The 24,381-nt window shown below is 56.1% G+C and carries 19 protein-coding genes and 2 tRNA genes; 10 read left to right on the top strand and 11 right to left on the bottom strand.

Going from position 1 to position 24,381, the window contains the following annotated elements; all coding sequences use genetic code 11:
• The first annotated feature begins 218 nt into the window (after positions 1 to 218).
• From murD to GKG34_RS04060, 4 genes are all read left to right on the top strand, one after another.
• Positions 219 to 1,622 carry a UDP-N-acetylmuramoyl-L-alanine--D-glutamate ligase gene (gene murD, locus GKG34_RS04075; protein ID WP_005945808.1) on the top strand — a complete coding sequence of 468 codons (1,404 nt, stop codon included), beginning with the start codon at positions 219 to 221 and terminating at the stop codon, positions 1,620 to 1,622.
• The gene (locus GKG34_RS16120; protein ID WP_005945810.1) at positions 1,619 to 2,377 is read left to right on the top strand and encodes a GNAT family N-acetyltransferase; all 759 of its coding nucleotides are present in this window, start codon (positions 1,619 to 1,621) and stop codon (positions 2,375 to 2,377) included. Before murD ends, GKG34_RS16120 begins: the two co-directional genes overlap by 4 nt.
• Before the next feature lie 290 nt (positions 2,378 to 2,667).
• Positions 2,668 to 3,930 (top strand): methionine gamma-lyase family protein, encoded by a 1,263-nt coding sequence (locus GKG34_RS04065; RefSeq protein WP_005945812.1) that lies wholly within the window; start codon positions 2,668 to 2,670, stop codon positions 3,928 to 3,930.
• 14 nt (positions 3,931 to 3,944) lie between these two features.
• Positions 3,945 to 5,123, top strand: coding sequence for a pyridoxal phosphate-dependent aminotransferase (locus tag GKG34_RS04060; RefSeq protein WP_044954209.1), 1,179 nt, complete (start codon positions 3,945 to 3,947; stop codon positions 5,121 to 5,123).
• Positions 5,124 to 5,202: 79 nt separating this feature from the next.
• On the opposite strand, the gene GKG34_RS04055 is transcribed toward GKG34_RS04060, so the two are convergent.
• The 4 genes from GKG34_RS04055 to proC form a co-directional block, all read right to left on the bottom strand.
• Entirely contained in the window at positions 5,203 to 5,643 is a 441-nt protein-coding gene (locus tag GKG34_RS04055) for a methylglyoxal synthase (RefSeq protein ID WP_005945815.1), read from the bottom strand.
• Between the two features lie 437 nt (positions 5,644 to 6,080).
• Entirely contained in the window at positions 6,081 to 7,343 is a 1,263-nt protein-coding gene (locus tag GKG34_RS04050) for a glutamate-5-semialdehyde dehydrogenase (protein WP_154255652.1), read from the bottom strand.
• 4 nt (positions 7,344 to 7,347) lie between these two features.
• Positions 7,348 to 8,124, bottom strand: coding sequence for a glutamate 5-kinase (gene proB / locus GKG34_RS04045; RefSeq protein WP_154255651.1), 777 nt, complete (start codon positions 8,122 to 8,124; stop codon positions 7,348 to 7,350).
• A 7-nt stretch (positions 8,125 to 8,131) separates the two neighbouring features.
• The gene (gene proC, locus GKG34_RS04040; RefSeq protein ID WP_005945823.1) at positions 8,132 to 8,938 is read right to left on the bottom strand and encodes a pyrroline-5-carboxylate reductase; all 807 of its coding nucleotides are present in this window, start codon (positions 8,936 to 8,938) and stop codon (positions 8,132 to 8,134) included.
• 338 nt (positions 8,939 to 9,276) lie between these two features.
• Here proC and GKG34_RS04035 point away from each other — a divergent pair, with 338 nt between their 5' ends.
• Together GKG34_RS04035 and GKG34_RS04030 are read left to right on the top strand one after the other, a co-directional pair.
• Positions 9,277 to 9,858: a TetR-like C-terminal domain-containing protein gene (locus GKG34_RS04035; RefSeq protein ID WP_347563419.1), complete on the top strand. Its 582-nt coding sequence runs from the start codon at positions 9,277 to 9,279 to the stop codon at positions 9,856 to 9,858.
• A gap of 160 nt (positions 9,859 to 10,018) precedes the next feature.
• Positions 10,019 to 11,452, top strand: coding sequence for a radical SAM protein (locus GKG34_RS04030; RefSeq protein WP_154255649.1), 1,434 nt, complete (start codon positions 10,019 to 10,021; stop codon positions 11,450 to 11,452).
• Between the two features lie 262 nt (positions 11,453 to 11,714).
• Here GKG34_RS04030 and GKG34_RS04025 read toward each other — a convergent pair whose 3' ends face one another.
• The 6 genes from GKG34_RS04025 to typA form a co-directional block, all read right to left on the bottom strand.
• On the bottom strand, positions 11,715 to 13,235 hold the full coding sequence (locus tag GKG34_RS04025; RefSeq protein ID WP_154255648.1) for an Ig-like domain-containing protein: 1,521 nt from the start codon (positions 13,233 to 13,235) through the stop codon (positions 11,715 to 11,717).
• A 57-nt stretch (positions 13,236 to 13,292) separates the two neighbouring features.
• Positions 13,293 to 14,405: an HlyD family efflux transporter periplasmic adaptor subunit gene (locus tag GKG34_RS04020; RefSeq protein ID WP_005945848.1), complete on the bottom strand. Its 1,113-nt coding sequence runs from the start codon at positions 14,403 to 14,405 to the stop codon at positions 13,293 to 13,295.
• Between the two features lie 2 nt (positions 14,406 to 14,407).
• Positions 14,408 to 14,857, bottom strand: a complete 450-nt coding sequence (locus GKG34_RS04015) for a hypothetical protein (RefSeq protein WP_005945849.1) — start codon at positions 14,855 to 14,857, stop codon at positions 14,408 to 14,410.
• 365 nt (positions 14,858 to 15,222) lie between these two features.
• On the bottom strand, positions 15,223 to 17,553 hold the full coding sequence (locus GKG34_RS04010; protein ID WP_005945852.1) for a peptidase domain-containing ABC transporter: 2,331 nt from the start codon (positions 17,551 to 17,553) through the stop codon (positions 15,223 to 15,225).
• Positions 17,554 to 18,012: 459 nt separating this feature from the next.
• Positions 18,013 to 18,089: transfer RNA gene (locus GKG34_RS04005), tRNA-Asn, on the bottom strand.
• Between the two features lie 159 nt (positions 18,090 to 18,248).
• On the bottom strand, positions 18,249 to 20,072 hold the full coding sequence (gene typA, locus GKG34_RS04000; protein ID WP_154255647.1) for a translational GTPase TypA: 1,824 nt from the start codon (positions 20,070 to 20,072) through the stop codon (positions 18,249 to 18,251).
• A 216-nt stretch (positions 20,073 to 20,288) separates the two neighbouring features.
• Here typA and GKG34_RS03995 point away from each other — a divergent pair, with 216 nt between their 5' ends.
• A complete protein-coding gene (locus GKG34_RS03995) occupies positions 20,289 to 21,896 on the top strand; it encodes an MBL fold metallo-hydrolase (protein WP_097775360.1) in 1,608 nt (535 codons plus the stop codon).
• Between the two features lie 48 nt (positions 21,897 to 21,944).
• Here GKG34_RS03995 and GKG34_RS03990 read toward each other — a convergent pair.
• Positions 21,945 to 22,019, bottom strand: a tRNA-Gly gene (locus tag GKG34_RS03990).
• A 145-nt stretch (positions 22,020 to 22,164) separates the two neighbouring features.
• On the opposite strand from GKG34_RS03990, the gene GKG34_RS03985 reads away from it, so the two are divergent.
• The 3 genes from GKG34_RS03985 to frr all read left to right on the top strand — a co-directional run bounded on the left by GKG34_RS03985 (position 22,165) and on the right by frr (position 24,336).
• Positions 22,165 to 22,860 (top strand): DNA alkylation repair protein, encoded by a 696-nt coding sequence (locus GKG34_RS03985; RefSeq protein ID WP_120080238.1) that lies wholly within the window; start codon positions 22,165 to 22,167, stop codon positions 22,858 to 22,860.
• A 129-nt stretch (positions 22,861 to 22,989) separates the two neighbouring features.
• A complete protein-coding gene (gene pyrH / locus GKG34_RS03980; RefSeq protein WP_005945864.1) occupies positions 22,990 to 23,700 on the top strand; it encodes a UMP kinase in 711 nt (236 codons plus the stop codon).
• Positions 23,701 to 23,781: 81 nt separating this feature from the next.
• Positions 23,782 to 24,336, top strand: coding sequence for a ribosome recycling factor (gene frr / locus GKG34_RS03975; RefSeq protein WP_005945866.1), 555 nt, complete (start codon positions 23,782 to 23,784; stop codon positions 24,334 to 24,336).
• Positions 24,337 to 24,381: the final 45 nt, after the last annotated feature.

Raw genomic sequence — 24,381 nt, 5'->3', positions numbered from 1 at the left:
CTTTTTGTATACAAAAAGCACTCTGCTTCGACAAGTGTAGCAGAAACAGCGGCAAAATACAATTGCAGAATTGTGAATTTACCTTGCTTTTTGGGGCAAAAAGGGCGTTTTTCCGTTGCCAATTGCGGCTAAATGGACTATAATGGTACAGCGAAACATCTCTGCACCCGTTTTGAGGTGCGTTCTGAATACGATATTATGGAGGAGGAACTGTTTTTATGCAGAAGGATCAGCAGAAACTGATTGAACTCATCAAAGGCAAAAAAGTGGCCTTCATTGGTGCCGGTGTCAGCCACAAGACCCTGATCAAGGAGTTTGTGGAGCTGGGTGCCCATGTGACCCTGTGCGACCAGAAAAAGAGCGTGGAGGACTTTGGCGATTACGCTGCAACCATCAAGGAGCTGGGCATCGACCTGAGCCTGGGCGAAAACTATCTGGATGGCTTCAAGGGTCAGGATATCATCATGCGCACCCCGGGCTTTGTGGGCTACTTTGAAAAGCCCCTGCAGGATGCCATGGCCGCAGGCACCATGGTCACCAGTGAGGTGGAGTTGTTCTTCGACTTCTGCCCCTGCGAGATCGTAGCCGTGACCGGCTCCGACGGCAAGACCACCACCACTACCCTGATCTCCAAGTTCTACGAGGCCGCAGGCCGTAAGGTGCATCTGGGCGGCAACATCGGCGCAGCTCTGCTGCCCATGCTGCCCGAGGTGGCTCCCGAGGATGTGGCTGTGGTGGAGCTTTCCAGCTTCCAGCTCATCAGCATGCATTCCAGCCCCAACATTGCCGTGGTGACCAATGTCACCCCCAACCATCTGGACCATCACAAGGACATGCAGGAGTACATTGATGCCAAGCGCAACATCCTGCTGTACCAGAAGCAGCCCTGCCGCGCTGTGCTGGGCTATGAGAATGAGATCAGCCGTTCCATGCAGTCCGACTGCAAGGGCAAGCAGGTGTGGTTCACCCGCCTGCACGATACCGACAACGGTGCCTTCCTGCGCAAGGAGGACAACATGCTCTGCATGGCCGAGGATGGCGTTGTGACCCCCTTCCTGGCCCAGAAGGACGTGAAGCTGCGCGGCCTGCACAACATTGAAAACCTGCTGGCTGCTGCCGCTGCCGTGTGGGGCGAGGTGCCCGTGGAAGCCATCCAGAAGGTGGGCAGCACCTTTACCGGTGTGGAGCACCGCATTGAGCCGGTGCGCACGCTGGACGGCGTGCTGTACTACAACGACTCCATCGGCACCAGCCCGACGCGCACCATTGCCGGTCTGCGCAGCTTTAACCAGAAGGTCATTCTGATCGCTGGCGGCTACGACAAGCACATTCCCTATGAGCCGCTGGCACCGGAAGTGGTGGCCCACGTGAAGAACCTTGTGCTGATGGGTGCCACCGGCCCCCGCATCGAAAAGGCTGTGCGCGAGGACCCGAACTTCAACGAAGCAGAGCTGCCCATCCAGCATGCCGACAACATGCAGCACGCTGTGGAGCTGGCCCGTGCCTGCGCAAAGCCCGGTGACATCATCATCCTGTCCCCGGCCAGCGCATCGTTTGACCTGTACCCCAACTTTGAGGTGCGCGGCCGCGAGTTCAAGAAGATCGTCAACGAGCTGAAGTGATCGCGCAGGTCAGCACAAAAGCCCACCGCGCCCGCTTTTTAAATGCCTGCCGGGGGAAATGGGTGCTGGGGGCGACCCTGCCGCTGGATCTTGCCCTTTTTAGCAAAAGCCAGCCGTGGCGATTCTACGCAGGACCTACACTGGCGCTGGAACTCAGCGGCAGCACCGCATGGGCAGCAGGGCACGCAAACCCGGAAGAGCTGGCCAGCTTTCTGGCTTTCTGCGGGTGTGAAAGCATCATTTTAGACGAAAACGAATGCCCACCGCCTGCCGGGTGGTGCAAAGCTGAAACGCTGACTGTATTCGGCCTTGCACCCGGCAAGGCTCTGCCGCTGCCCGCTGCAGACGAGACGCTTTGGGCCGGACTGACCCTTGACAGAGAACCCTCTGCCATGGATGTGGCACGGGCGCTCTACCCGGCGGATACGGCAAAGCAGGAGGACTTTTACTCCGAGCTTTGCACAAAGCGCACCCGCGGCAAAGCCCTTGTGTGGGCGCTGCGGCAGGGAAGTGAAACGATCTGCACGGTAGGGGCCTATGCCCTTGCGAACAGGCAGGCCTACATGGCCTGCGGGCAGACAGCCCAGCCTTTGCGGGGCAAGGGCATCGGCGGGCGGCTCATTGTGCAGATGGCGAACGAGCTTGCCGCCAAGGGGGAGCACCCGGTGTTTCTCTGCAGCCCGGAGCGGGTGCACTTTTATACCCGGCTTGGCTTTGAAAAGCTTGCGGAGTATATTCGTTATGTGCCATCGTAGTTTGTCGGCTGACACGTCGGAAGTTTCTCTGAGGACCGTCCGCTGGGGTGGGACCCTGTTGCCCGCAGGGCAATAGGGCGGGCGATGGAATGGCCTGCAACAACAGCGACCGCCGCCAGTGGCGGAAACAGGGAGCTGTTGTTGGGGCCGCGGCCAGCGAGATGCAAGCGGATGCGAAGCAGCTGCTGGGTGCCGCAACCCGTATTTCGTGTCCGAGGAGAAAGCTGCCGACGCGTCAATTCATGTAAGCTTTATCCCAAATCATAAATTAAGGAACCGTTATAATGTCAATGCTGAACCACTTTTTCAATTACAAACCCGAAGTTCTGGCGCTGGACGAAAAGGCTATGGAGCTGTGCCAGCCCTACTTCCGCCATATGGAGGAGATCCGCGATTTTAACCAGCTCAAAATGCTGAAAGCCTTTGCGGATACCCAGATGTCCTCCACCGATATGCTGGGCACCACCGGCTACGGCCTGTGGGATACCGGCCGCGCAAAGCTGGAGCAGATCTTTGCCGAGGTGATGGGCGCAGAGGATGCCCTCGTGCGCAGCCAGTTCCAGAGCGGCACCCACACGCTGGCTGTGGCGCTGTTCGGCCTGCTGCGGGCGGGGGACACCCTGCTGGCCGCCACCGGCCGCCCCTACGATACGCTGGAAGGCGTGATCGGTCTGGACGGCAAGGGCAGGGGCACCGGCACCCTGATGGATTACGGCATCCGGTACGATGAAGCTCCGCTGAAAGCCGACTTCACCCCGGATTATGACCTGATCGCCCAAAAGGCCCCCGGTGCAAAGGTGTGCCACATCCAGCGCAGCCGCGGCTATCTGCAGCGCAATGCCTTTGATCTGGAAACGATCCGAAAAATTGCGGATACCGCCCGCGCCGCAAACCCGGACATCATTATTTTTGTGGATAACTGCTACGGCGAGTTCACCCAGACGCAGGAACCCTGTCAGATGGGCGCAGACCTTGTGGTGGGCAGCCTGATCAAGAACCCCGGCGGCGGCATCGCTCCCACCGGCGGCTATATTGCGGGCCGCAAAGACCTTGTGGAGCTGTGCGCTTACCGCCTGAATGCGCCCGGTCTCGGCAAGGATCTGGGCTGCACGCTGGAAACGCCCCGTGATATGTATCTGGGCTTCTACTATGCGCCCGGCGTGGTGTGCGAGGCCATCAAGACCGCCATTTACGCCCAGTGTATGCTGGAGCTGCTGGGCAAGAATCCAGTGCCGCGCTACTGCGACGACCACAACGACATCGTCACCTGCTTTGATGCAGGCACTGCGGATGCGCTCATCGGCTTCTGTCAGGGTATTCAGGCTGCAAGTCCCGTGGACAGCTATGCCGCCCCGGAACCTTCTCCGGAGCCGGGCTATACCGATGAGGTGGTCATGGCAAGCGGCAGCTTTACACAGGGCAGTACCATCGAGCTTTCCTGCGACGGCCCGCTGCGTGAGCCGTACACCTGCTACCTGCAGGGCGGTCTGAACTTTGCTGCCAGCCGTGCAGGCGTGCTGCTGGCCATCCAGAAGGCTTATTTTAAGGACTGAAAAGAGGAGAGCGCATGCCTGTTTTAAGTGACCGTGTGGGTACCTTCACAGATTCTGTCATCCGCCGCATGACTCGCATCAACAATCAGTACGACTCCATCAACCTTTCGCAGGGCTTCCCGGATTTTGACCCGCCGAAGCAGCTGCTGGACGCTCTGGCCGAAACAGCTTACAAAGGCCCGCACCAGTACGCTGTGACCTTTGGCGCGCAAAACTTCCGCGAGGCGCTGGCAAAAAAGACCAGCCCTGCTCTGCACCACGAAGTAGACCCCAACACCGAGATCTGCGTGACCTGCGGCAGCACTGAGGCCATGATGGCAGCCATGATGACCATCTGCAACCCCGGCGACAAGGTGATGATCTTCTCACCGTTCTACGAGAACTACGGTGCCGATGCCATTCTTTCGGGCGCGGAACCCATCTATATCCCGCTGGTGCCGCCCACCTATGAGTTTGATATCAGCCTGATCGAAAAGGGCTTTGCCGAGGGTGCTAAGGCGCTGATCCTGTGCAACCCCTCCAATCCCTGCGGCAAGGTGTTCCGCCGCGACGAGCTGGAAGCCATTGCAAAGCTGGCCATCCAGTACGATGCCTTTGTGGTGACGGATGAGGTGTACGAGCATATCATCTATGCGCCGGCAGAGCATATCTGCATGGCAAGCCTGCCCGGCATGTTTGAGCACACCATCACCTGCAACTCGCTCTCCAAGACTTACTCCATCACGGGCTGGCGTCTGGGCTATCTGATCGGACCCGCAGAGGTCATTGAGGGCGCGCGCAAGGTGCACGACTTCCTCACTGTGGGTGCGGCTGCACCCCTGCAGGAGGCCGCTGTGGCCGGTTTGGAGATGCCCGCCAGCTATTACAAAGAGCTGCAGGCCCTTTACACCGAAAAGCGCGATCATTTTCTGGCTGGGCTGGACCGTGTGGGGCTGAAGCACAATGTTCCGCAGGGCACCTATTTTGTGATGATCGATATTTCCGATTTTCTGGCGCTGCCCCAGTTCAAGGGCTGGACCGACCTGCAGTTCTGTGAGTGGATGATCCGGGAAGTGGGCGTGGCCGCTGTGCCTGGCTCCAGCTTCTTCCGGGAGCCGGTGAACCACCTGATCCGGATGCACTTTGCCCGCGGCACCGATGTGCTGGACGAAGCCGTCCGCCGGCTGGAAAAGCTGCAGGCTTTACTGAAATAAAAAGCAAAACAAAAAACAACAGCGCCGCAGGAAGTTTCCTGCGGCGTTGTCTCTTTCCCGATACTCTATACACGATTCATCACACGGCGTGGCGCTGCACGGTGGGCATTGGCTCCACAAGAGCGGGATGCATCCCCTCGCGGTAGTCCAGGTCGCCCTGATCCATACCGCGCAGTAAGACCTCGGCGGTGGCAATGTTGGTGGCAATGGGTACGCTGTGCATATCGCACAGGCGGAGCAGATTCTGCTCGGTGATGCTGGCGGCATCCGCTTTCAGCGGGTCACGGAAGAACAACACCAGATCCACTTCGTCGCACGCAATGCGGGAAGTAATCTGCTGCACACCACCCAAGCGCCCGGAGAGATAACAGTGCACGGGCAGGCCGGTAGTCTGCGCCAGCATCCGTCCGGTGGTGCCGGTAGCAATGACTGTGTTTTTGGACAAAATGGCGCTGTAAGCAGTGCAGAACTGCAGTGCAAGCTCTTTGCGGGAATCGTGTGCAAGAATGGCGATCGTCATATTGCTCTCTCCTTTGTTCCAAGTATAGTGTTGTGTATGACGAACAACTTTCTCATTGGAAAGTGAAATGAAGTGAAATCGTTATCAAGTTTTCCAATATAGTTTTACCGCATCGAAATAGGGGTTGTCAAGGGGGGCCTTGTACTTTTTACAAAACAAAATGGAGAAAGTAAGACTATTACTTTGTAAGAATTGGAGAAAACTGGGATACAATCATCTATATCAGTGAGCGAACAGGAAAGGCAGATTGAAAACATAATTCAGCTTTTGTCTTTACTGAAAGAACATTTCATGGGAATAAAACAAAAATACAGGCTGGCGCAAATCGCACCAGCCTGTTTCGGAAAAAGCTTTTCAGTTTCGTTTCTAAATTATGAATATTATGGAGAAAACGCTCACTCCCGATTTCCGCACTGGAAAGGTGGGTTCAGCGGGCTTTAGCGGATCTGACCATTGCCGTGGATGATATACTTGTAGCTGCACAGCTCGGCCAGTCCCATGGGGCCACGGGCGTGGAGTTTCTGGGTGGAAATGCCCATTTCGCACCCAAGGCCGAATTCACCGCCATCCGTAAAGCGGGTGGAACAGTTCACATACACGGCGGCGCTGTCCACTGCGGCAGTGAACAGGTCGGCATGGGCCTGTGTCTGGGTCAGGATGGCCTCGCTGTGGCCGGTGGAGTGCTCAGCAATATGCCCGATGGCCTCCTCTACGCTGTCCACGACCTTGACCGCGAGGATGTAGTCCAGAAATTCGGTGTCAAAGTCCTTTTCTCCGGCAGGGGTGCCGGAGATTATGGCGGCGGCGCGCTTATCCAGCCGCAGATCCACCGGGTGCAGACCCTTTGCAATACGGTCCGGGCCAAGCCGCTGGGCCAGACGGGGCAGGAACTGCCCGGCAATGGAAGAGTGCACAAGGCACACTTCCTCGGCGTTGCACACGCTGGGGCGGCTGGCCTTGGCGTTCTCGATGATGTCCAGAGCTTTGGAAAGGTCGGCAGTGTCGTCTACATAGATATGGCAGATGCCGGTGCCGGTCTGGATACAGGGCACCTTGGCGTTCTGAACGCAGGCACGGATCAGCCCGGCACCGCCGCGCGGGATCAGCAGATCCACATAGCCTACAGCGGTCATCAGAGCGTTGGCAGAAGCGTGGGTGGTGTCCTCGATCAGGCAGACCGCTGTCTCGGGCAGACCGGCCTTTTTCAGGCCCTGCCGCAGGGCTGTGACGATGGCATGAGCACTGCGCCATGCCTCCTTGCCGCAGCGCAGGATGCAGGCGTTGCCGCTTTTGATGGCAAGGGCAGCGGCATCGCTGGTCACGTTGGGACGGCTCTCGTAGATAATGGCGATCACACCCATGGGTACAGCCGTCTTTTCAATGACAAGCCCGTTGGGGCGCTCTACCCGATTCAGCACCCGGCCCACCGGGTCGGGCAGGGCGGCAACCTCGCGGATGCCCTGCGCCATGGCTTCAATGCGCGGTACGGTCAGGGCCAGACGGTCCAGCATCACATCGCTGATGTGCCCCTTGGCCGCAGCCATATCCTCAGCGTTGGCGGCAAGGATGGCAGACTGGTTCTGCGCATCGCATAAAGCGTCCGCCATGCCCAGCAGGGCCGCGTTGCGGGCGGTGTTATCGGCCAGCGCAAGGGCACTTTTGGCGCTGCGGGCGGCTTCCAGAATTTCCTGTGTGGTCATGTGTTCAGTCCTCCTTGCGGGCCGCAAAGCGGGTGCCTGCGGATCTGCCTGCGGCAATGTCGTACAAAAGCTCCGGGTGTGCGCCGTTGGCAATGACCATATCGGCACCGCTGCCCGTTACCATGCGGGCAGCGCGCAGTTTGGTGGCCATGCCGCCGGTGCCAAGGGCCGAACCGGCACCATCGGCCAGAGCCATCACCTCGGGGGTGATCTCCTCCACCAGCGGGATGAGCTTTGCATCCGTGTGGGTGTGGGGATTGGCGGTGTACAGGCCGTCGATGTCACTCAGCAGCACCAGCAGGTCAGCCTTGGCGCAGCAGGCCACGATGGCCGCCAGCGTGTCGTTGTCGCCAATGGAGGTGATCTCATCGGTGGCAACGGTGTCGTTTTCGTTGATGATGGGCAGGGCACCCAGCTCCAGCAGGCGGGACAGGGTGTTCTGAAAGTTCACGCGGCGTTCGGTGTGCTCCACGTCCACGCCGGTGAGCAGGATCTGCGCCACGGTGTGATTGTAGGCGTTGAACAGCCGGTCGTAGGTGTACATCAGCTCACACTGGCCCACAGCGGCGCAGGCCTGCTTGGTGGTGGTGTCCTTTGGGCGGGTTGGCAGTGAGAGCTTGCCCACGCCCATGCCAATGGCACCGGAGGACACCAGAATGACCTCATGGCCCTCGTTTTTCAGGTCGCTGAGCACCTTGACCAGCTGTTCCGTGTGGCGGATGTTCAGCCGTCCGGTGGCGTATGCCAGAGTAGAAGTGCCTACTTTTACAACGATGCGCATGATATCCTTAACCCTTTCCCATTTCCTTTGTCTTATTGTACGAGGCGATTACGGCATCCATCACCGCACCGCGCAGGCCGTGCTCTTCCAGCACGCGCACGCCCTGAATGGTGCTGCCGCCGGGGCTGCACACAGCATCCTTGAGTTCGCCGGGATGCTTTCCGCTTTCCAGCACCAGCTTTGCGCTGCCCAGAACCATCTGCGCGGCATATTCCTGCGCTTTGGCGCGGGGCAGGCCGCAGGCCACGCCGCCGTCGGCCAGAGCCTCAATAAACTGGTACACCCATGCCGGGCCGCAGCCGGAAACGCAGCTGGCGGCATCGATCAGACTTTCCGGCACGGCATCCAGACGGCCCGCAGGAGCCATGATCCTGAGGAAGGCTTCTTCTTCCTCAGCGGTGACATTGCTGGAACAGTACTGGATCATACCCTCGCCCACCGAAGCCGGGGTGTTGGGCATGATGCGGATCACAGGAAAGTCCTCACCGGCCATCTCCTGAATACGGGCAATCGAAAGGCCCGCTGCCATGCTGCACAGCACAAAACGGCTGGGGCGCTCGTCAAAGGTGAACTTGAGCGGCTGGAGCAGAGCTTCCATCATCTGGGGCTTTACCGCCAGAAAGATCAGGTCGCAGTCACCGGCCACCTCAGCATTGGTGGCTGTTTTGCAGCCCAGTTCTTTGGCCAGTGCCTGTGCCTTGGCCGCAGTGCGGTTTGCCAGAAAAACTTTCTTAGGGTCAACAGCTTTGCAAACGGCACGGGCGATGGCTCCACCCATGTTGCCGCAGCCCAGAAAACCAATGGTATCCATCATAGTTTGTACCCTCCCTCAAAACGGCACTTCAATCACAGCCGTCTGCTCCCATTCTAAGCGTAGAGGAATATAAAATCAAGGGCCTTTTCCGCTTTTTTGCCGGAAGAAGCCGCTTTTGCAGGCATTGCGCACCGCCGGAAGGGGTTTGGGAGGGCTGAGAAACGGTTCTTGAAACGAGAAACTGCCGGAGTGAAAACGCAGGAAGTCGTTCTTTGTTTACAAAATGGACAGAATCAATGCTTGCAATCGGGACGGCTTTTGCGGTATTATAATGTACGAAGCTGCCAATCGCCGTACGCAGCGGGAAAAATTTCTACGGTCGGGAAAGGAAGGTTTTTGTGTCACAAACAACGAAGCGGGCACTGGAAGCATCGCTGAAAAAGCTGCTGCTGGAAAAGCCCCTCAATAAGATCACAATCAACGATATCACCGAGGACTGCGGCGTGAACCGCATGACCTTCTACTACCACTTTAAGGATATTTACGATCTGGTGGATTGGATCCTGACGGAAGATGCGGTCAAGGCGATGGAAGGCCGCCAGAGCTTTGATACATGGACCGAAGCATTTCTGGACATCCTGCACCAGATCCGGGATAACAAAACACTGGTACTGAACGTATACCGCTCTGTGGGTCGTGAACAGGTGGAGCAGTATCTGTACAAGCTTCTGGACTCCATGCTGAAGGAATTTGCGGATCGCGAATGCCGCGACATCACCGTGCAGGACGATGACAAGCAGTTTGTGGTGGATTTTTACAAATATGCGCTGGTGGGCGTGGTGCTGGAATGGATCCGCCGGGATATGAAGACCGAGCCCGCTGTGATGGTAGAACGTATGGGACGGATGCTGCAGGGCGATCTGCGCCGCGCGTTATGCCGCCTTGCCAGCAATAAGATCCATCTGGAACAGGACGGTTGAACCGGAAGAACGACAAAATTTTATCATAATCCGCGCCGTGATGGGTTTTCTATCACGGTGCTTTTTCTGTTTATGGCAATTTGTGGGATAGAATGGTAGAGTAATGGCATAGAAATAGAAAAAGAGATTTCCGAAAAATACCGTTTGGAGGAAAAGGATAATGAATACTTCTGTTGAGAGCCTGACTCATAAAATGCAGCGTGCTGCCGTTGGTAAAATGGTGGACGTGGTGCTTTCTCATGCCGATAAAGACCGTCAGAAAACCGTGGGACAGCTGGTGGATGTTGCAAAGCAGTTCTATGGCAGTTCGTTCAGCGCTGAAGCCTACGAGCACGCCAGACAGACCCTGACCGACCCCGACAGCAAGTGGTCCAAGCTCATCAACTGTGTGCTGGATCAGACCGACCCCAACGTGGCCCGCACCATGGCGCTGAATCTGGGCTACGAGGCTTTCTTCCGCGGCACCAAGACCATCCGCGAGAACCGCGTGAAGTATCAGTGCAACATCCCCTGGCTGATCCTGTTCGACCCCACTTCCGCCTGCAATATGCACTGCGTGGGCTGCTGGGCCGGTGAATACGGTCACAAGAATAACCTCAACTTTGAGGATATGGACAAGATTGTTACCGAGGGCAAGGAGCTGGGCGTGTACCTGTACATGCTGACCGGCGGCGAGCCGCTGGTGCGTAAGGCTGATATCCTCAAGCTGGCGGAGAAGCACAATGATGTGCAGTTTGCCATCTACACCAACTCCACCCTCATCGATGAGCCGTTCTGCAAAGAGGTGGTGCGTCTGGGCAACATTGCCTTCATGCTGTCCATCGAGGGCACCCCGGAGACCAACGATGCCCGCCGCGGTGAGGGGCACTATGCCGCTGTCATGCATGCTATGGATCTGCTCAAGGAGCACGGCATCGTGTTCGGCACGTCCATCTGCTACACCCGCGATAACATCGAAGCTGTTACCAACGATGAGTTCATGCGTTTCCTGTGTGAGAAGGGTGCACACTTCGGCTTCTACTTCCACTACATGCCCGTGGGCAACGAGGCAGCACCGGAACTGATGCCTACCCCGGAGCAGCGCAAATATATGATCGACCGCATCCGCTATCTGCGCTCGGAAGAGTGCGATATCCCGTTCTACCCCATGGATTTCCAGAACGATGGCGAGTTCGTGGGCGGCTGCATTGCCGGCGGACGCAACTACTTCCACATCAACTCTGCCGGTGACGCAGAGCCGTGCGTGTTCATCCACTACTCCAATGCCAATATCCACGACCAGAGCATTCTGGAAATTCTGCACAGCCCGCTGTTCATGGCTTATCACAACGGCCAACCCTTCAACAAGAACCATCTGCGTCCCTGCCCGATGCTGGAAAACCCCGAACTGCTGCAGAAGATGGTGCACGAGACCGGTGCCCACAGCACCGACCTGCAGTCGCCGGAGAGCGTGGAGCACCTGTGCGAGAAGTGCAAGAACTATGCAGCCAACTGGCAGCCCACGGCGGACGAGATCTGGTCCCACACCAAGATCCGCGAGAGCCGCTACGAGAACTACAAGGACTGGAAGCCCTCGCAGCCCATTGAGAAGTAACGAAGGCAGACATCATAATGCAAACAAAGCCCAGGCGTTCCATTGATGTGCGCTCCGTCAAGTAGACAGAGAAATAATATAAGTTTTTGTTCGCCGTTTCCACAAGGAGACGGCGAATTTTTTGTGCAAAAGTGATTGTTCTTTCTTGATATAAAAATACCCCCAGAGTACGCAGAGTTTTTGTTTTACTCTGTCTACTCTAGGGGGAGCATATCACACTCAGAGAGGGTCTTACTGTTTCATGAAAGAGTGGTTTTGAAAATTACCAGAACCAGTAGCGCTTTTTCAGCACAACATATGCAATGCCGATCAGAACCACTACAACACCACCGGCAATGAAGAAGGTCCAGTTGATATTGGCAAATTTCAGGTTCTGGTTGGTTAGCAGATAACGGCCTGCAGTATCGGCAGTGATGATGCCGTCGGTGTAGCTGTTCAGATACTGCCACTTGTTGGAGACGGTGTTGTACAGATACAGGCGGGTATAGGTGCTCACATCCAGATCGATGCGCACCGAGCAGGGAAGAGCCTTGCCTTTGTCCAGCTCAAACTCGATGCCCTGATCGGACTCAGTCAGGGTGAGCATGGTGTCCAGCTCACTGGTGGTGCTCTTGACACCGCTGCCTGCAATCTGCATGGTGTAGCCATCGCCCACCACGCACAGGGTCTTGCCGGTGGTGCGCAGCGCATTGAGGATATCACCGGTCACGGTAGGCACCTCGGCCTGTGTGAAAACGATCTCGTTGTCCTCACTGTCCTGAATGGCCTGCACAACGGGATCGATCTCGATGGGAGCATCGTTATCCGGTTCGGTGGAGCTGCTGTCCGAAGAATTATCGGAAGAAGATGCAGCCGAACGGTTGACGATGACCGTGACCATGGCGGATGCAGTGCCGTTGGAAACGGTAATGGAAGTAGCGCCGGTGCCCACAGCCGTGATCACGCCGCTGGGGCTGACCGTGGCAATGTTGCTGTTGGCGGACTTATAGGTGAACTTCTGGGAAGCGGAAGAAGGCTTGACACTGGCGGTCAGGGTGCGGGTGGCACCGGGCTTGAGCACAACGTAGGAAGGATTCACCGTGACGACCTGACCGCTGTTGGAAGAACCAGTGCTGGCGGTGCTGGTGCCGGAGTTGGGAATACTCATGACCGTGACATTGGTGGTAGCAGTCACCGAACCGCAGGTAGCGGTAATGGTGGCGGTGCCGGGGGCAATGCCGGTAACACGGCCGAAATTGTTCACCGTGGCGACCTTCTCATTGGAAGAGGTCAGGGCGACGGTGGCATAGTTGGAAGCCGAAGTAGGCCGCACCTGCAGCTGTGCCGAGACCGAGTTGCCAACATAGATGGTGTTGGAGGAAAGGGAAAGGTCCATCTCGGTAACGATCATGGAAGAATCCATGGAGACAACGATGGTGTAGGCACAGATCTGGTTGCCTGCGGCAGCGGTGATGCGGGTGGTGCCTACGCCCACAGCCTGCACGACACCGGAGTTGCTCACGGTCAGAATGGAAGTATCGTCCGAGATAAAGACAACCGAGTCGGTAGAGTTGCGCGGACGCACCACAGGAGACAGCTGCTGAGAGGAACCCAGCAGCATGTTGGCAGTATAGCTGCCGGCCTCAATGCTTTCGGCAGGCACGTCCTGATCCCACGGCATGGCAACGCCGCTCAGGGCAAGGCCGGAGACAGGGCTTGCTGCGGCCGCAGACACAGCTGTGCCGCAGGCCAGCAGGCAGAGCGCTGCCGCACAGACGGCCAGTTTTTTTGCGGTTGATTTCATAGTAAGTGTACCTCTTTGGGTGATATAACGGCGGCTGGCAGTCAGCACAGCTCCGGTTTAGCGGAACAGAACGCCCAGGGCTTCCATTGCGTACTCGAAATAGGTGACCTGATCGTACTCCACGCGGGCAGTAACGCTCATGCCGTTGGAAAGATCCACCTTGTCGCCGCTGCGGCTCACCACATAAGTGGCATCGGGCTTAATGGTCATCTTATAGTAGGAAGCGTTGGAGCTGGCCGTCACGTCACTGTCAATGGCCGTTACAGTGCCGGTCAGGGTGCCATAGGAATACTCCGAAAGGCCGGTAATGGCGATCTTGCACGGGTCACCCACATGAAGCAGCGGGCGGTCATTCACGGTGACCATGGCAACGATCTCCAGATCGTCGTTCTCGCTGGCAACAGTGGCCAGCGGGGAGCCTGCGCTCAGCACCATGCCCTCTTTGTAAGGAGTATCCATGTGGATCACACCGGAGGTGGGGGCGTAGATGTAGTAATCGTTGGCACCGGTGTTCAAGGCATCGAGCTGAGCCTGAACGTTGTCCACGTTGCTCTGTGCGCTGGTAATGCTCTGGGAGATGGACTGCATGGTGGAGTAGTACAGAGCTTCTACTTCGCTCTGGCTCTGCTCCATCATGGTCTTGATCTGAGCATCGGAGTAACCGGCAGCCTGATAGGCCGTGGCATCAAAGGTCTTCTGAGAGACCTGGCTCTTGTAGGTCTCGTACTGATAGTAGTAGGGCTGATCTTCGGGGTTTGTCTCGCTGAAGTAGTTGGTATCATCCTGCACGCACTGCAGCAGCTTGTTGTACTGGTCCAGCTGGGTCTGGTAGATCTTGAGCTGGCTTTCCAGGTTATCCTGCTGCATGTCGATATCCGTGCTCTTGATGTGGGCCACGAGGTCGCCCTCGTTCACATAGCTGCCCTCCGAAATATACATCTCGGTAATGGAGCCGGAATAACTGGACATGATATAGGTTTTATTGCTGGCCTGCACGGTGCCTGCGTTCTGGCTGACATAAATGCGGTTGGTATGGGTGCTCCACACCACCAGAAACAGCATGAAGATGCCCACCAGAATGACAAAAGCGTAGCCATAAGGTGGCAGCTTTTTTTCCATCATGATGCGGCGGTCCTGCAGATCCGAAAGGTTCTGAACTTTAATCGTCATAATTACTTGGTCTCCATAAAGACATCGACCACGGCATCATCCTCATCCTGATTGACATAAATGGTATAGGAGGTGCCGGTCAGTTTCTGCTCATTCTCAAAAGCGTGGACCTGCAGCTTGTAGGAAGCCAGCTGGCTTTCGGGCATGGGGCCGGTGTAGTGGGCATACAGGCAGTTCTTCACGCGCAGAACAGCATCCATATGGTAGTCCTGCTCCATCTGGCCGATGAACTGGGTAGCCTGCTGCATCATGTACAGGTGCATCTGACGGTCCTCACCAACCACCATGGCCTGCACAATGGGGCCAATGGGCTGTGCGTTGTTGCTCTTGATAAAGTTGTGCATCTGGGTCAGCACCACGGGCAGACTGGCCATCTCTTCCGGATGGATCTCACGGGAGAGCACATTGGTGAGCTTCAGGGTCTTGTTCTCGGCTACTTTGATCTCTTTCATGTTGAATACCTCGGTTCCTTTTCAGATTTACCTCAGAAGAGGCAGTAATAGGCAATCGAGAAAGGGGAGAAAATCGCTGCAGAGAGCAGCTTCCTCTCCGCTCCCGATCGCCTACTACTTATAAAAGTAATAGGGATCTTGCAAATAAAATGTGCCCGGAGGCATTTTGCCTCCGGGCACACCATAGTGAGGCATAGTTACCTGAGCAGGCGGGGCCTGTTCAGGATAACACCATCTACTTCTACTAAACAGAAAGTCTTTCTAGCTCTTTTTTATCTGACACAGCAAAACTATGTCAAATCAAGCTATCCATCATGAATGGCTCCCTTTCATATGTAACCGGGTACGCACCCGGCTGCAACACATCAATAGGTGATCGACTCACCGTCGTCATCCTCTTCCACCACGGCCTGCATGACAGACTGCTTGGGCTCTGCCTTTTTGCTGCGGTAGATACCCTGCTGCATGTTCCACAGCTCGTAGTACTTGCCTTCCTTGGCAAGCAGCTCATCGTGCGTGCCGCGTTCCACGATCTTGCCGTGGTCCATCACAAGGATCAGATCACAGTCACGAACGGTGGACAGGCGGTGAGCTACGATCAGCATGGAACGATCTGCAAGCTGATCGTAGATCATGTTGAAGATCAGATTTTCCGTAGCAAAGTCCAGATTACTGGTGGATTCATCCAGAATGTAGAGGTTGGAATCTTTCAGGAAAGCGCGTGCCAGCGCAATGCGCTGCTTTTCACCGCCGGACAGGCCGTTGCCTGCTTCTTCCAGATAGGTGTTATACTGCAGGGGCAGATGACGGATAAAGTCGTGAGCATCTGCCTTCTTGGCAGCTTCCTTAACTTCGTCCATCGTAGCGTCCATACGGGAAACGCGGATGTTATCATAAATGGTCTTGCTGAACAGCTCAACGTTCTGCGGCACATAAGAAATTGCGCGGCGGACAGAATCATTGGTGTATTCAGCCAGATTCACACCGTTCAAGTCGATCTCGCCATCTTCCGGCTCATAATACTTAAGCAGAAGCTTGGTAATCGTGGATTTGCCGCTGCCGCTGCTGCCCACCAGCGCGACCTTTTTACCGGCCGGAATGGTAAAGCTGATGTGATCCAGTGCAGGGGCACGGTTGCCATAACGGAAAGTGACATCCTTGAACTCGATATCGCCCTCCACCTTGTCCAGATCGGTGCGGTCTTCGTCGCCGACCGTCTCGGAGGGATAATCCATGATCTCGCCCAGACGCTTCATGGAAATGCTGGCCTCCTGAATCTGCATCTGCAGACCAATCAGGTTGCTCAGCGGGGAAGTAAAGTAAGAGGACAGCGTGCTGAAGGCCATGAATCCGCCCAGTGTCATCTCACCCTTCAGAACCTGACTGATACCCACATAGGTGGTCAGCATGCTGAAACCGGTGGAAATGAAGGAGGAGATCAGGCCCTGCGTGGTGCTGATCTTGCTGGAGCGCAGGCTGATCTTCAGGCTCTTGATGTACTCACGCTCGAGGTTCTCCATTTCGGTATCCTCGTTGGCGTTGCACTTGACCGTCTCAATGCCGCGCAGGCTTTCGATCATCTGGCTGTTCAGTGCAGCGGACTGCACCATGGTCTCTTCGTTGATCTTTTTGTAAGGCTGCTTGTAGATCAGCACCAGCAGAATGCTGACCAGAGCCATGAACAGCGAGATCGAGAAGAGCATCGCATTCATGCGGAACAGGATGATACCGGTGATAATGGCCATCGAGATATCCATGATCAGGCTCAGCGCAATGCTGGTAAAGATGGATTTGATGGTGTTTGCATCCGAATAACGGGTGGTGATATCACCAGTCTTGCGGGTGGCAAAGAACTTCATGGGCAGACGGAAGATATGCCCGAAGTAACCCAGCATCAGCGGAATATCGATCTTGATGGATAGGTGAATCAGAACCCACTGCCGGACAAAGCCCACCAGCGTATTGGTGATGCTGACCATGCTGAACACAAGGATCAGCGTGACCAGCAGATTGTCTAGGCCATATGGCAAGACCTCGTCCATCAGGATCTTGTTGAACATGGAGGAGGCAATGCCCAGAATCGTAACGATCAGAGAACTCAGGATCGCATAGGCAAAGAGCTTTTTCTGGGGCAGCAACAGGTCGACGTAACGCTTGAACATGCCGCCCTTTTCGATCTTACCGCCCTTGAACTCCGAGGTGGGGTTCATCAGCAGCAGAACACCGGTAAAGTTCTTGTAGAACTCATCCAGAGAGATCTTTTTCAGCTCGCTGCCGGGGTCGCCAATCACGACATAATCCTTGCACTTGTGTTTTTTGCCGTTCTTCTCATCTTCCTTGGCGGCTTCGGCTTCTTTCAGCATGTGCCGACGACGCTCACCGTCATCTTTAATGGTGGTCTTTTTAAAGACGACCACAAAGTGGGCCAGACCCTGATCGGTGATGACCTGTGCAATGCAGGGCAGCGAGAAATCGCTGAGGAAATTTTCACGGTCTACGCGAACCGCTGCAGTGGTGAAACCCAACTCATTAGCGGCTTTCTGCAAACCAACAAGGTTCGTGCCTTTCAGGTCGGTACCCATCATATCGCGCAGGCGGGTGATGGTAACTTCCTTTTTGTAATGGAGGCACACCATTGCGAGGCAGGCAGCCGCACAGTCAGTAGTGTCGTGCTGCCGGACATAGGTATAACGCATAGATGCTTCCTTTGATCATATACAAATTTATTCAAACAGCGGCAGGCGTTTTGAAGAAGCGGCCTGCCGCAGATCTGACAACGTGAAAAGAGCCGGAGCCTGAAACAACAGCACAGAGACCGGTGCTTTGTCCTGTCCTGCGGAGAACCATGACAAAACACCGGTCGGCTGCTATCAAAAGAAGGGAGCACCTACCCTTTGATCTGTGTGCCGGACTTTGGAAAAACAGATACAAATTCCCAAAGCTTATAAGCAGTATACCACAATGTGACATCTTCTTCAAGTAGTCAAATTTTAAGAAATCATTATGCTTGATGCTTTTTTCGCATGAATGCTGTGTTTTTGGGACAGAGAAGCCCAAAAACAGAGGAGAAACACGACTGCATGGCTGTACAGAAAAAGGGTGTAGTATGGGACAAACAAAAAAGGCAATGTTCTGTGGAACATTGCCTTTTCTTCTGGCGCCTCTTGCCTGACTCGAACAGGCGACACCCTGATTAACAGTCAGGTGCTCTAACCGACTGAGCTAAAGAGGCAGATCACATTTGTGACTGCGAGAGATATTATACCGCATAAGAATGCCTTTTGCAAGCCTTTTTTTAAAAAATGAATCATTTTTGGCAAAATAAAACCGTCCTGCAGTGTTTTGAAACGCTGCAGGACGGTAAAGTACATATTATAAAAGAAGGAAAGGCTTATTTCAGCTTACTCTTGGCCTTCATGCGCTGCTCGTGGTTCAGGATCTGCTTGCGGATGCGCAGATTTTCAGGAGTGACCTCCAGCAGCTCGTCCTGTGCCAAGAATTCCAGGCAGCCTTCCAGGCTGAGCTTGCTAATGGGGATCAGGCGCAGAGCATCATCGGAGCCGGATGCACGGGTGTTGGTCAGGTGCTTGGTCTTGCAGACGTTGACATCCACGTCCTCGCCGGAAGCGGTGTAGCCAATGACCATGCCCTCGTAGACCTTTTCACCAGCACCCACCAGAAGGGTGCCGCGCTGCTGAGCATTGAACAGACCGTAGGTGACAGCCTCGCCGGTCTCAAAGCTGACCAGAGAACCGGTGGAGCGGTTGGCAATCATGCCGGCCCAGACATCGTAACCGTCGAAGATCTGGTTGATAACACCCTCGCCGTGGGTATCGGTCAGGAACTGGTTGCGGTAGCCGAACAGGCCGCGGCTGGGCATACGGAACTCCAGACGCACACGGTCGGTGCCCAGAGATTCCATCTGCTGCAGGATAGCCTTGCGCTGGCCCAGACCGGTCATGACAGCACCCTGATACTGGGTGGGCACATCGATGACGACATGCTCCATAGGCTCATAGGTCTTGCCGTCGATGACCTTGGTCAGAACGTGCGGGGGAGAGACCTGCAGCTCATAACCTTCACGGCGCATGGTCTCGATCAGGATGGACAGGTGCATCTCACCACGGCCCATAACGCGGAAGGAATCGGTGGTGGCGGAATCCTCCACCTTCAAAGCGACATCCTTCAGCAGTTCCTTATGCAAACGGTCACGGATCTGGCGGCTGGTGACGTACTTGCCCTCGCGGCCGGCCAGCGGGCTGTCGTTGACGGAGAAGGTCATTTCAACGGTAGGATCGTTGATCTTCACGAAGGGCAGCGGCTCCACATTGGAGGGGCTGCACAGGGTATTGCCGATGGTCACGTCGGGCAGGCCGGAGAATGCCACGATATCGCCGGCGGTGATGTTATCGCACGGCTGACGGCCATTGGCCTGGAAGTCGTACAGCTTGGTCAGACGACCGCGCATCTTCAGATCCTGATTGTGCCAGTCACAGACGACAACTTCCTCGCCCACCTTGGCAACGCCGTTCTGGATGCGGCCAATGCCGATGCGGCCCACGAAATCGTTGTAGTCCACAGAGGACACCAGCATCTGGAAGGGAGCCTCGGGGTCGCCCTCAGGCGGCTTGATGGTGCTCAGCAGGGTGTCGAACAGGGGGATCAGGTCGGTGCCGGGCACATCCGGGTCCAGGCTTGCGGTGCCATCACGGCCGCAGCAGAACAGCATGGGGCAGTCCAGCTGCTCATCGGTAGCGCCCAGATCCATCAGCAGGTACAGAACTTCGTCGATGACTTCCTTGATGCGGGCATCGGGGCGGTCGATCTTGTTGATGGCCACCACCAGACTCAGGTTCTGCTGCAGAGCCTTCTGCAGCACAAAACGGGTCTGGGGCATGCAGCCCTCGGCGGCATCCACCAGCAGCAGAACGCCGTTGACCATTTTCAGCACGCGCTCCACCTCGCCGCCAAAGTCGGCATGGCCCGGAGTATCGACAATATTGATCTTGACACCCTTGTAGGTGCAGGAGCAGTTCTTGGCCAGAATGGTAATGCCACGCTCACGCTCGATATCGCCGCTGTCCATGACGCGCTCAGCCACGACCTGATTATCGCGGAATGCGCCGCTCTGACGCAGCATTGCGTCCACCAGGGTGGTCTTGCCGTGGTCAACGTGAGCGATAATGGCAACGTTGCGCAAATCGTTACGAACCATAAAATTCAACCTCTCTATTATTAAAACTCATAGAATACGAACGAACGTCATACAAGTTTAAGTTTATAACAGAAAGGGGTGGTTTGTCAAGATTGTATAAAAAATTTTTCAACCTTTCGGCAAAATGCCTGAGAAAAGCCATGCGATTTGTGCGGCGTGTACCTTTAGAATATGCTATACTAAGGGTACAGAAGAAATAAAGCCGGAGGTGTTTTTATGAAGATCACATTTCTGGGCGCGAACCATGAGGTCACCGGCAGCTGCACTTTGATCGAAGCGGCTGGGCAGCGCTTTTTGATCGACTGCGGCATGGAGCAGGGCAAGGACGTATACGAGAACCAGCCCATCCCGGTGGCACCCGGCGAGATCGACTGGGTGCTGGCCACCCATGCACACATCGACCATACCGGTATGCTGCCGCTGCTGGTGCGCAACGGCTTCCGCGGCAAGATCTATGCCACGAACCCCACGGTGGAGCTGTGCGGCATCATGCTGCGGGACTCGGCCCATATTCAGGAATTTGAAGCGGAGTGGAAAAACCGCAAGGGCCAGCGCTCCGGCGCAGAACCGGTGGAACCGATGTATACTGTGCAGGATGCTGAAGCAGCCATGAAGCTGTTTGTGGGCAAGGCCTATGAGCAGCGCTTCCAGCTTGCACCGGGCATTGAAGCCCGCTTTGTGGATGTGGGCCATCTGCTTGGCTCGGCCAGCATAGAGCTTTGGATCACCGAGGGTGAGACCACGACCAAGCTGGTATTCTCCGGTGATATCGGCAATCTGGATCAGCCCATCATCAAGGATCCTGCTTACATCAAAGAGGCGGACTACGCCTTTATGGAATCTACCTACGGCGACCGCAGCCACGGCCCGAAGCCGGACTATGTGAGCGAACTGACGAAGATCCTGCAGCGCACCTTTGACCGGGGCGGCAATGTGGTTATTCCCAGCTTTGCGGTGGGCCGCACGCAGGAGATGCTCTACTTTATCCGTGAGATCAAGGAAAAGGGCCTTGTGAAGGGACACGGCAACTTCCCGGTGTACATTGACAGCCCGCTTGCCATCGAGGCGACCCGCATCTTTAAAGATACCGACCCGGACTGCTTTGATGCGGACACCCGCGCTCTGCTGGAAAAAGGCATTGATCCGATCACCTTCCCGGGGCTGCGCGTCACGGTGACCAGTGATGAATCCCGCATGATCAATGCAGACCGCGTGCCAAAGGTCATCCTCTCGGCCAGCGGTATGTGCGAGGCAGGCCGCATCCGCCACCACCTCAAGCACAATCTGTGGCGGCCGGAGTGCACCATTCTGTTCGTGGGCTATCAGGCGGTGGGCACGCTGGGCCGCACCCTGCTGGAAGGTGCCACGACGGTAAAACTGTTCGGTGAACCTATTGAGGTGCAGGCAGAACTGTGCCAGCTCACCGGCATGTCCGGCCATGCGGACAGAGAAGGTCTGCTGCGGTGGGTGAACTCCTTTGAGCAGAAACCAAAGCGTGTGTTCGTGATGCACGGCGAAGATGAGACCGAGGACCACTTTGTGCAGACCTTGACGGAACAGGGCTTCACTGCCTGCGCACCCTACAACGGCGCACAGTGGGCCATCGGAGCCGAGGGAGCCGTATGCCTGCAGGAGGGCATGCGCGTCCGCATTGAGCACAAGGCTAATGAAGGCCAGAGCCGTGCGGCCAGTGTGTTCCAGCGGCTGGTCAGCGCCGGCAAGCGCCTGCTGCGGGTCATCGAGCACAACGAGGGCGGCGCAAACAAAGACCTTGCCAAGTTTGCCGACCAGATCAATGCCCTGTGCGATAAGTGGGACCGATAAAGCAAAATAAAAGCGCCGTGACCCAAAAGGCCACGGCGCTTTTTTGCATGGAGCGGGCAATGGGAATCGAACCCACCTCCTCAGCTTGGAAGGCTGATATACTAGCCGATGTACGATGCCCGCATTTACGAACGATATTATAGCATGTTCCGGCACAAATGTCCAGCCCAATTTTTGTATGTTCCTTAAAGCACCGGAAAAGAATGCCGGAACGGCCTTGCTTTTCCATACGGCTCTGCTACAATAGAAAAGAACGGAGGGAGAGAGGATGGAGCCGGAAGCAGAGATCATTCGTGCGCAGCTGTTTACCCTGCGGGATGAAGCATACCGCACCTTTCACAGTGCGTTGATGCCCACCGTGCCACCGGAAACGGTGATCGGCGTGCGCGTTCCGGCTCTGCGCAGGCTGGCAAAACAGCTCGCGGGCACAGCGCAGGCAGAGGTGTTTTTACAGGCCCTGCCGCATGGATACTACGAAGAGAACAACCTCCACGCGTTTCTGATCGAACTTATCCGGGACTACGACAGGGCGCTGGCTGAAACGGAAGCGTTCCTGCCCTACATCAACAACTGGGCCACCTGTGACTGCTTTTGCCCCAAAGTGTTTGCAAAGCACAAGAAGGAACTGCTGGTGCCCATTCGCCGCTGGCTGGATTCGGGCGAGGTGTACACCGTGCGCTATGGCATGGAGATGCTGATGCGCTATTATCTGGATGATGCATTCCGGCCGGAATATCTGGAATGGGCGGCCGATGTGCACAGCACGGAATACTATATCAATATGATGCGGGCATGGTATTTTGCCACAGCACTGGCAAAGCAGCCGGATGCCGCGCTGCCGTGGCTCACAGAAAAGCGGCTGGATCTGTGGACCCACAACAAAGCCATCCAGAAAGCGGTGGAAAGCCGCCGCATTCCGCCCGGAATGAAGCAGCTGCTGCGCGGTCTGCGCAGCCGTTCATAAAAGCTTCCGGATTTCCGCGCAGATTTCCTGTTTACTTTATGGATGTTTTATTGTAAAATAAGCTATAGTAAAAAATGCCAGGGTATGCCTATGCCCTGACGGAAGATAAAAACAGGTGGTGTTTGGATTATGGCATTGAAATATCAGCGTATCCTTCTGAAAATCAGCGGCGAAGCACTGGGCGGCGAAAAGGGCATGGGTTTTGATGAACCCACCATGGACGCGATCTGCGGCGGCGTGAAGAAAGCACACGACCTCGGCGTACAGATCGGTATCGTGGTTGGCGGCGGCAACTTCTGGCGTGGCCGTTCCAGCGGCAAGATGGAGCGCACACTGGCCGATAAGATCGGTATGCTGGCAACCGTGATGAACGCACTGGCTGTCTCCGACAAGCTGGAACAGCTGGGTGTACCCACTGAGGTGTTCACCTCCATCACCATGCCGCAGGTGGCACAGCCCTTTACCCGCAAGGATGCCCTGCGCGCCATGGATGAGGGCAAGATCGCCGTGTTCGGCGGCGGCACCGGCAACCCGTTCTTCTCCACGGATACGGCAACCGCTCTGCGCGCTGTGGAAGTGAGCGCCGATGTGATGTTCAAGGCTACTATGGTGGATGGCGTTTACGATAAGGATCCCCACAAGTACGCCGACGCAAAGAAGTATGATACCCTCACCTTTACCAAGGTGCTGGAAGACCAGCTGGCTGTTATGGATGGCACTGCTGCCACTCTGTGCCGCGACAACAAGCTGCCCATCCTCGTGTTCGATCTGGCCGACCCGGACAACATTGCCCGTGCCGTGCAGGGCGAGAATGTGGGCACACTGGTTTACGAGGGCTGAAACGCCTGCAGCCGACATACATTATAGGGCAGACGCATTGCAGCGCAGCCCCAAGATAAAAAGGAACAGGAGACTACCGCAATGAGCAGCAACACCAAGGTTTACGAAGACAAGATGAAGAGCTCGGTCGAACATCTGGGCCGCGAACTGGGCGCTGTGCGCGCAGGCCGCGCAAATCCCGCTGTGCTGGATAAGGTCAGCGTGGATTATTATGGTGCCCCCACTCCCATCCAGCAGGTGGCATCCGTGGCTGTGGCCGAAGCACGCACCCTGACCATTACCCCGTGGGACCGTACTCTGCTGCGCCCCATCAGCAAGGCCATCATGGCCAGCGATGTGGGCATCACTCCCATTGATGACGGCTCTACCATCCGCCTGAACTTCCCGGCTCCCACCGAGGAGCGCCGCAAGCAGCTGGCAAAGGAAGTTTCCAAGCTGGGCGAGGAGGCTAAGGTGGCAGTGCGCAACATCCGCCGCGAGGCTATGGATAAGGCCAAGGCCATGAAGAAGGCCGGCGAGCTGACCGAGGACAGCCAGAAGACCATGGAAGAGGATGTCCAGAAGCTGACCGACAAGTATATCAAGAACATCGATGCTGCGGTGGAAGAAAAGCAGAAGGAGATCATGTCTGTCTGATCTGCGCAGATGCAATAGACTGGAGGTGCCGTGCGCTGAAGAAGA

The organism is Faecalibacterium sp. BIOML-A4 (genome assembly GCF_009679665.1).
Classification (GTDB): Bacteria; Bacillota; Clostridia; order Oscillospirales; family Ruminococcaceae; genus Faecalibacterium; species Faecalibacterium taiwanense.
The sequence above is the reverse complement of the archived record's forward strand: the minus strand, read 5'-3'. Positions and strand labels throughout refer to the sequence as shown.

What these genes read in the sequence shown, in the direction of transcription:
- murD (WP_005945808.1), top strand. Translation starts at nt 219, where the DNA reads ATGCAGAAGGATCAGCAGAAACTGATTGAACTCATCAAAGGCAAAAAA.
- GKG34_RS04065 (WP_005945812.1), top strand. Translation starts at nt 2,668, where the DNA reads ATGCTGAACCACTTTTTCAATTACAAACCCGAAGTTCTGGCGCTGGAC.
- GKG34_RS04060 (WP_044954209.1), top strand. Translation starts at nt 3,945, where the DNA reads ATGCCTGTTTTAAGTGACCGTGTGGGTACCTTCACAGATTCTGTCATC.
- GKG34_RS04055 (WP_005945815.1), bottom strand. Translation starts at nt 5,643, where the DNA reads ATGACGATCGCCATTCTTGCACACGATTCCCGCAAAGAGCTTGCACTG.
- GKG34_RS04050 (WP_154255652.1), bottom strand. Translation starts at nt 7,343, where the DNA reads ATGACCACACAGGAAATTCTGGAAGCCGCCCGCAGCGCCAAAAGTGCC.
- proB (WP_154255651.1), bottom strand. Translation starts at nt 8,124, where the DNA reads ATGCGCATCGTTGTAAAAGTAGGCACTTCTACTCTGGCATACGCCACC.
- proC (WP_005945823.1), bottom strand. Translation starts at nt 8,938, where the DNA reads ATGATGGATACCATTGGTTTTCTGGGCTGCGGCAACATGGGTGGAGCC.
- GKG34_RS04030 (WP_154255649.1), top strand. Translation starts at nt 10,019, where the DNA reads ATGAATACTTCTGTTGAGAGCCTGACTCATAAAATGCAGCGTGCTGCC.
- GKG34_RS04025 (WP_154255648.1), bottom strand. Translation starts at nt 13,235, where the DNA reads ATGAAATCAACCGCAAAAAAACTGGCCGTCTGTGCGGCAGCGCTCTGC.
- GKG34_RS04020 (WP_005945848.1), bottom strand. Translation starts at nt 14,405, where the DNA reads ATGACGATTAAAGTTCAGAACCTTTCGGATCTGCAGGACCGCCGCATC.
- GKG34_RS04015 (WP_005945849.1), bottom strand. Translation starts at nt 14,857, where the DNA reads ATGAAAGAGATCAAAGTAGCCGAGAACAAGACCCTGAAGCTCACCAAT.
- GKG34_RS04010 (WP_005945852.1), bottom strand. Translation starts at nt 17,553, where the DNA reads ATGCGTTATACCTATGTCCGGCAGCACGACACTACTGACTGTGCGGCT.
- typA (WP_154255647.1), bottom strand. Translation starts at nt 20,072, where the DNA reads ATGGTTCGTAACGATTTGCGCAACGTTGCCATTATCGCTCACGTTGAC.
- GKG34_RS03995 (WP_097775360.1), top strand. Translation starts at nt 20,289, where the DNA reads ATGAAGATCACATTTCTGGGCGCGAACCATGAGGTCACCGGCAGCTGC.
- GKG34_RS03985 (WP_120080238.1), top strand. Translation starts at nt 22,165, where the DNA reads ATGGAGCCGGAAGCAGAGATCATTCGTGCGCAGCTGTTTACCCTGCGG.
- pyrH (WP_005945864.1), top strand. Translation starts at nt 22,990, where the DNA reads ATGGCATTGAAATATCAGCGTATCCTTCTGAAAATCAGCGGCGAAGCA.
- frr (WP_005945866.1), top strand. Translation starts at nt 23,782, where the DNA reads ATGAGCAGCAACACCAAGGTTTACGAAGACAAGATGAAGAGCTCGGTC.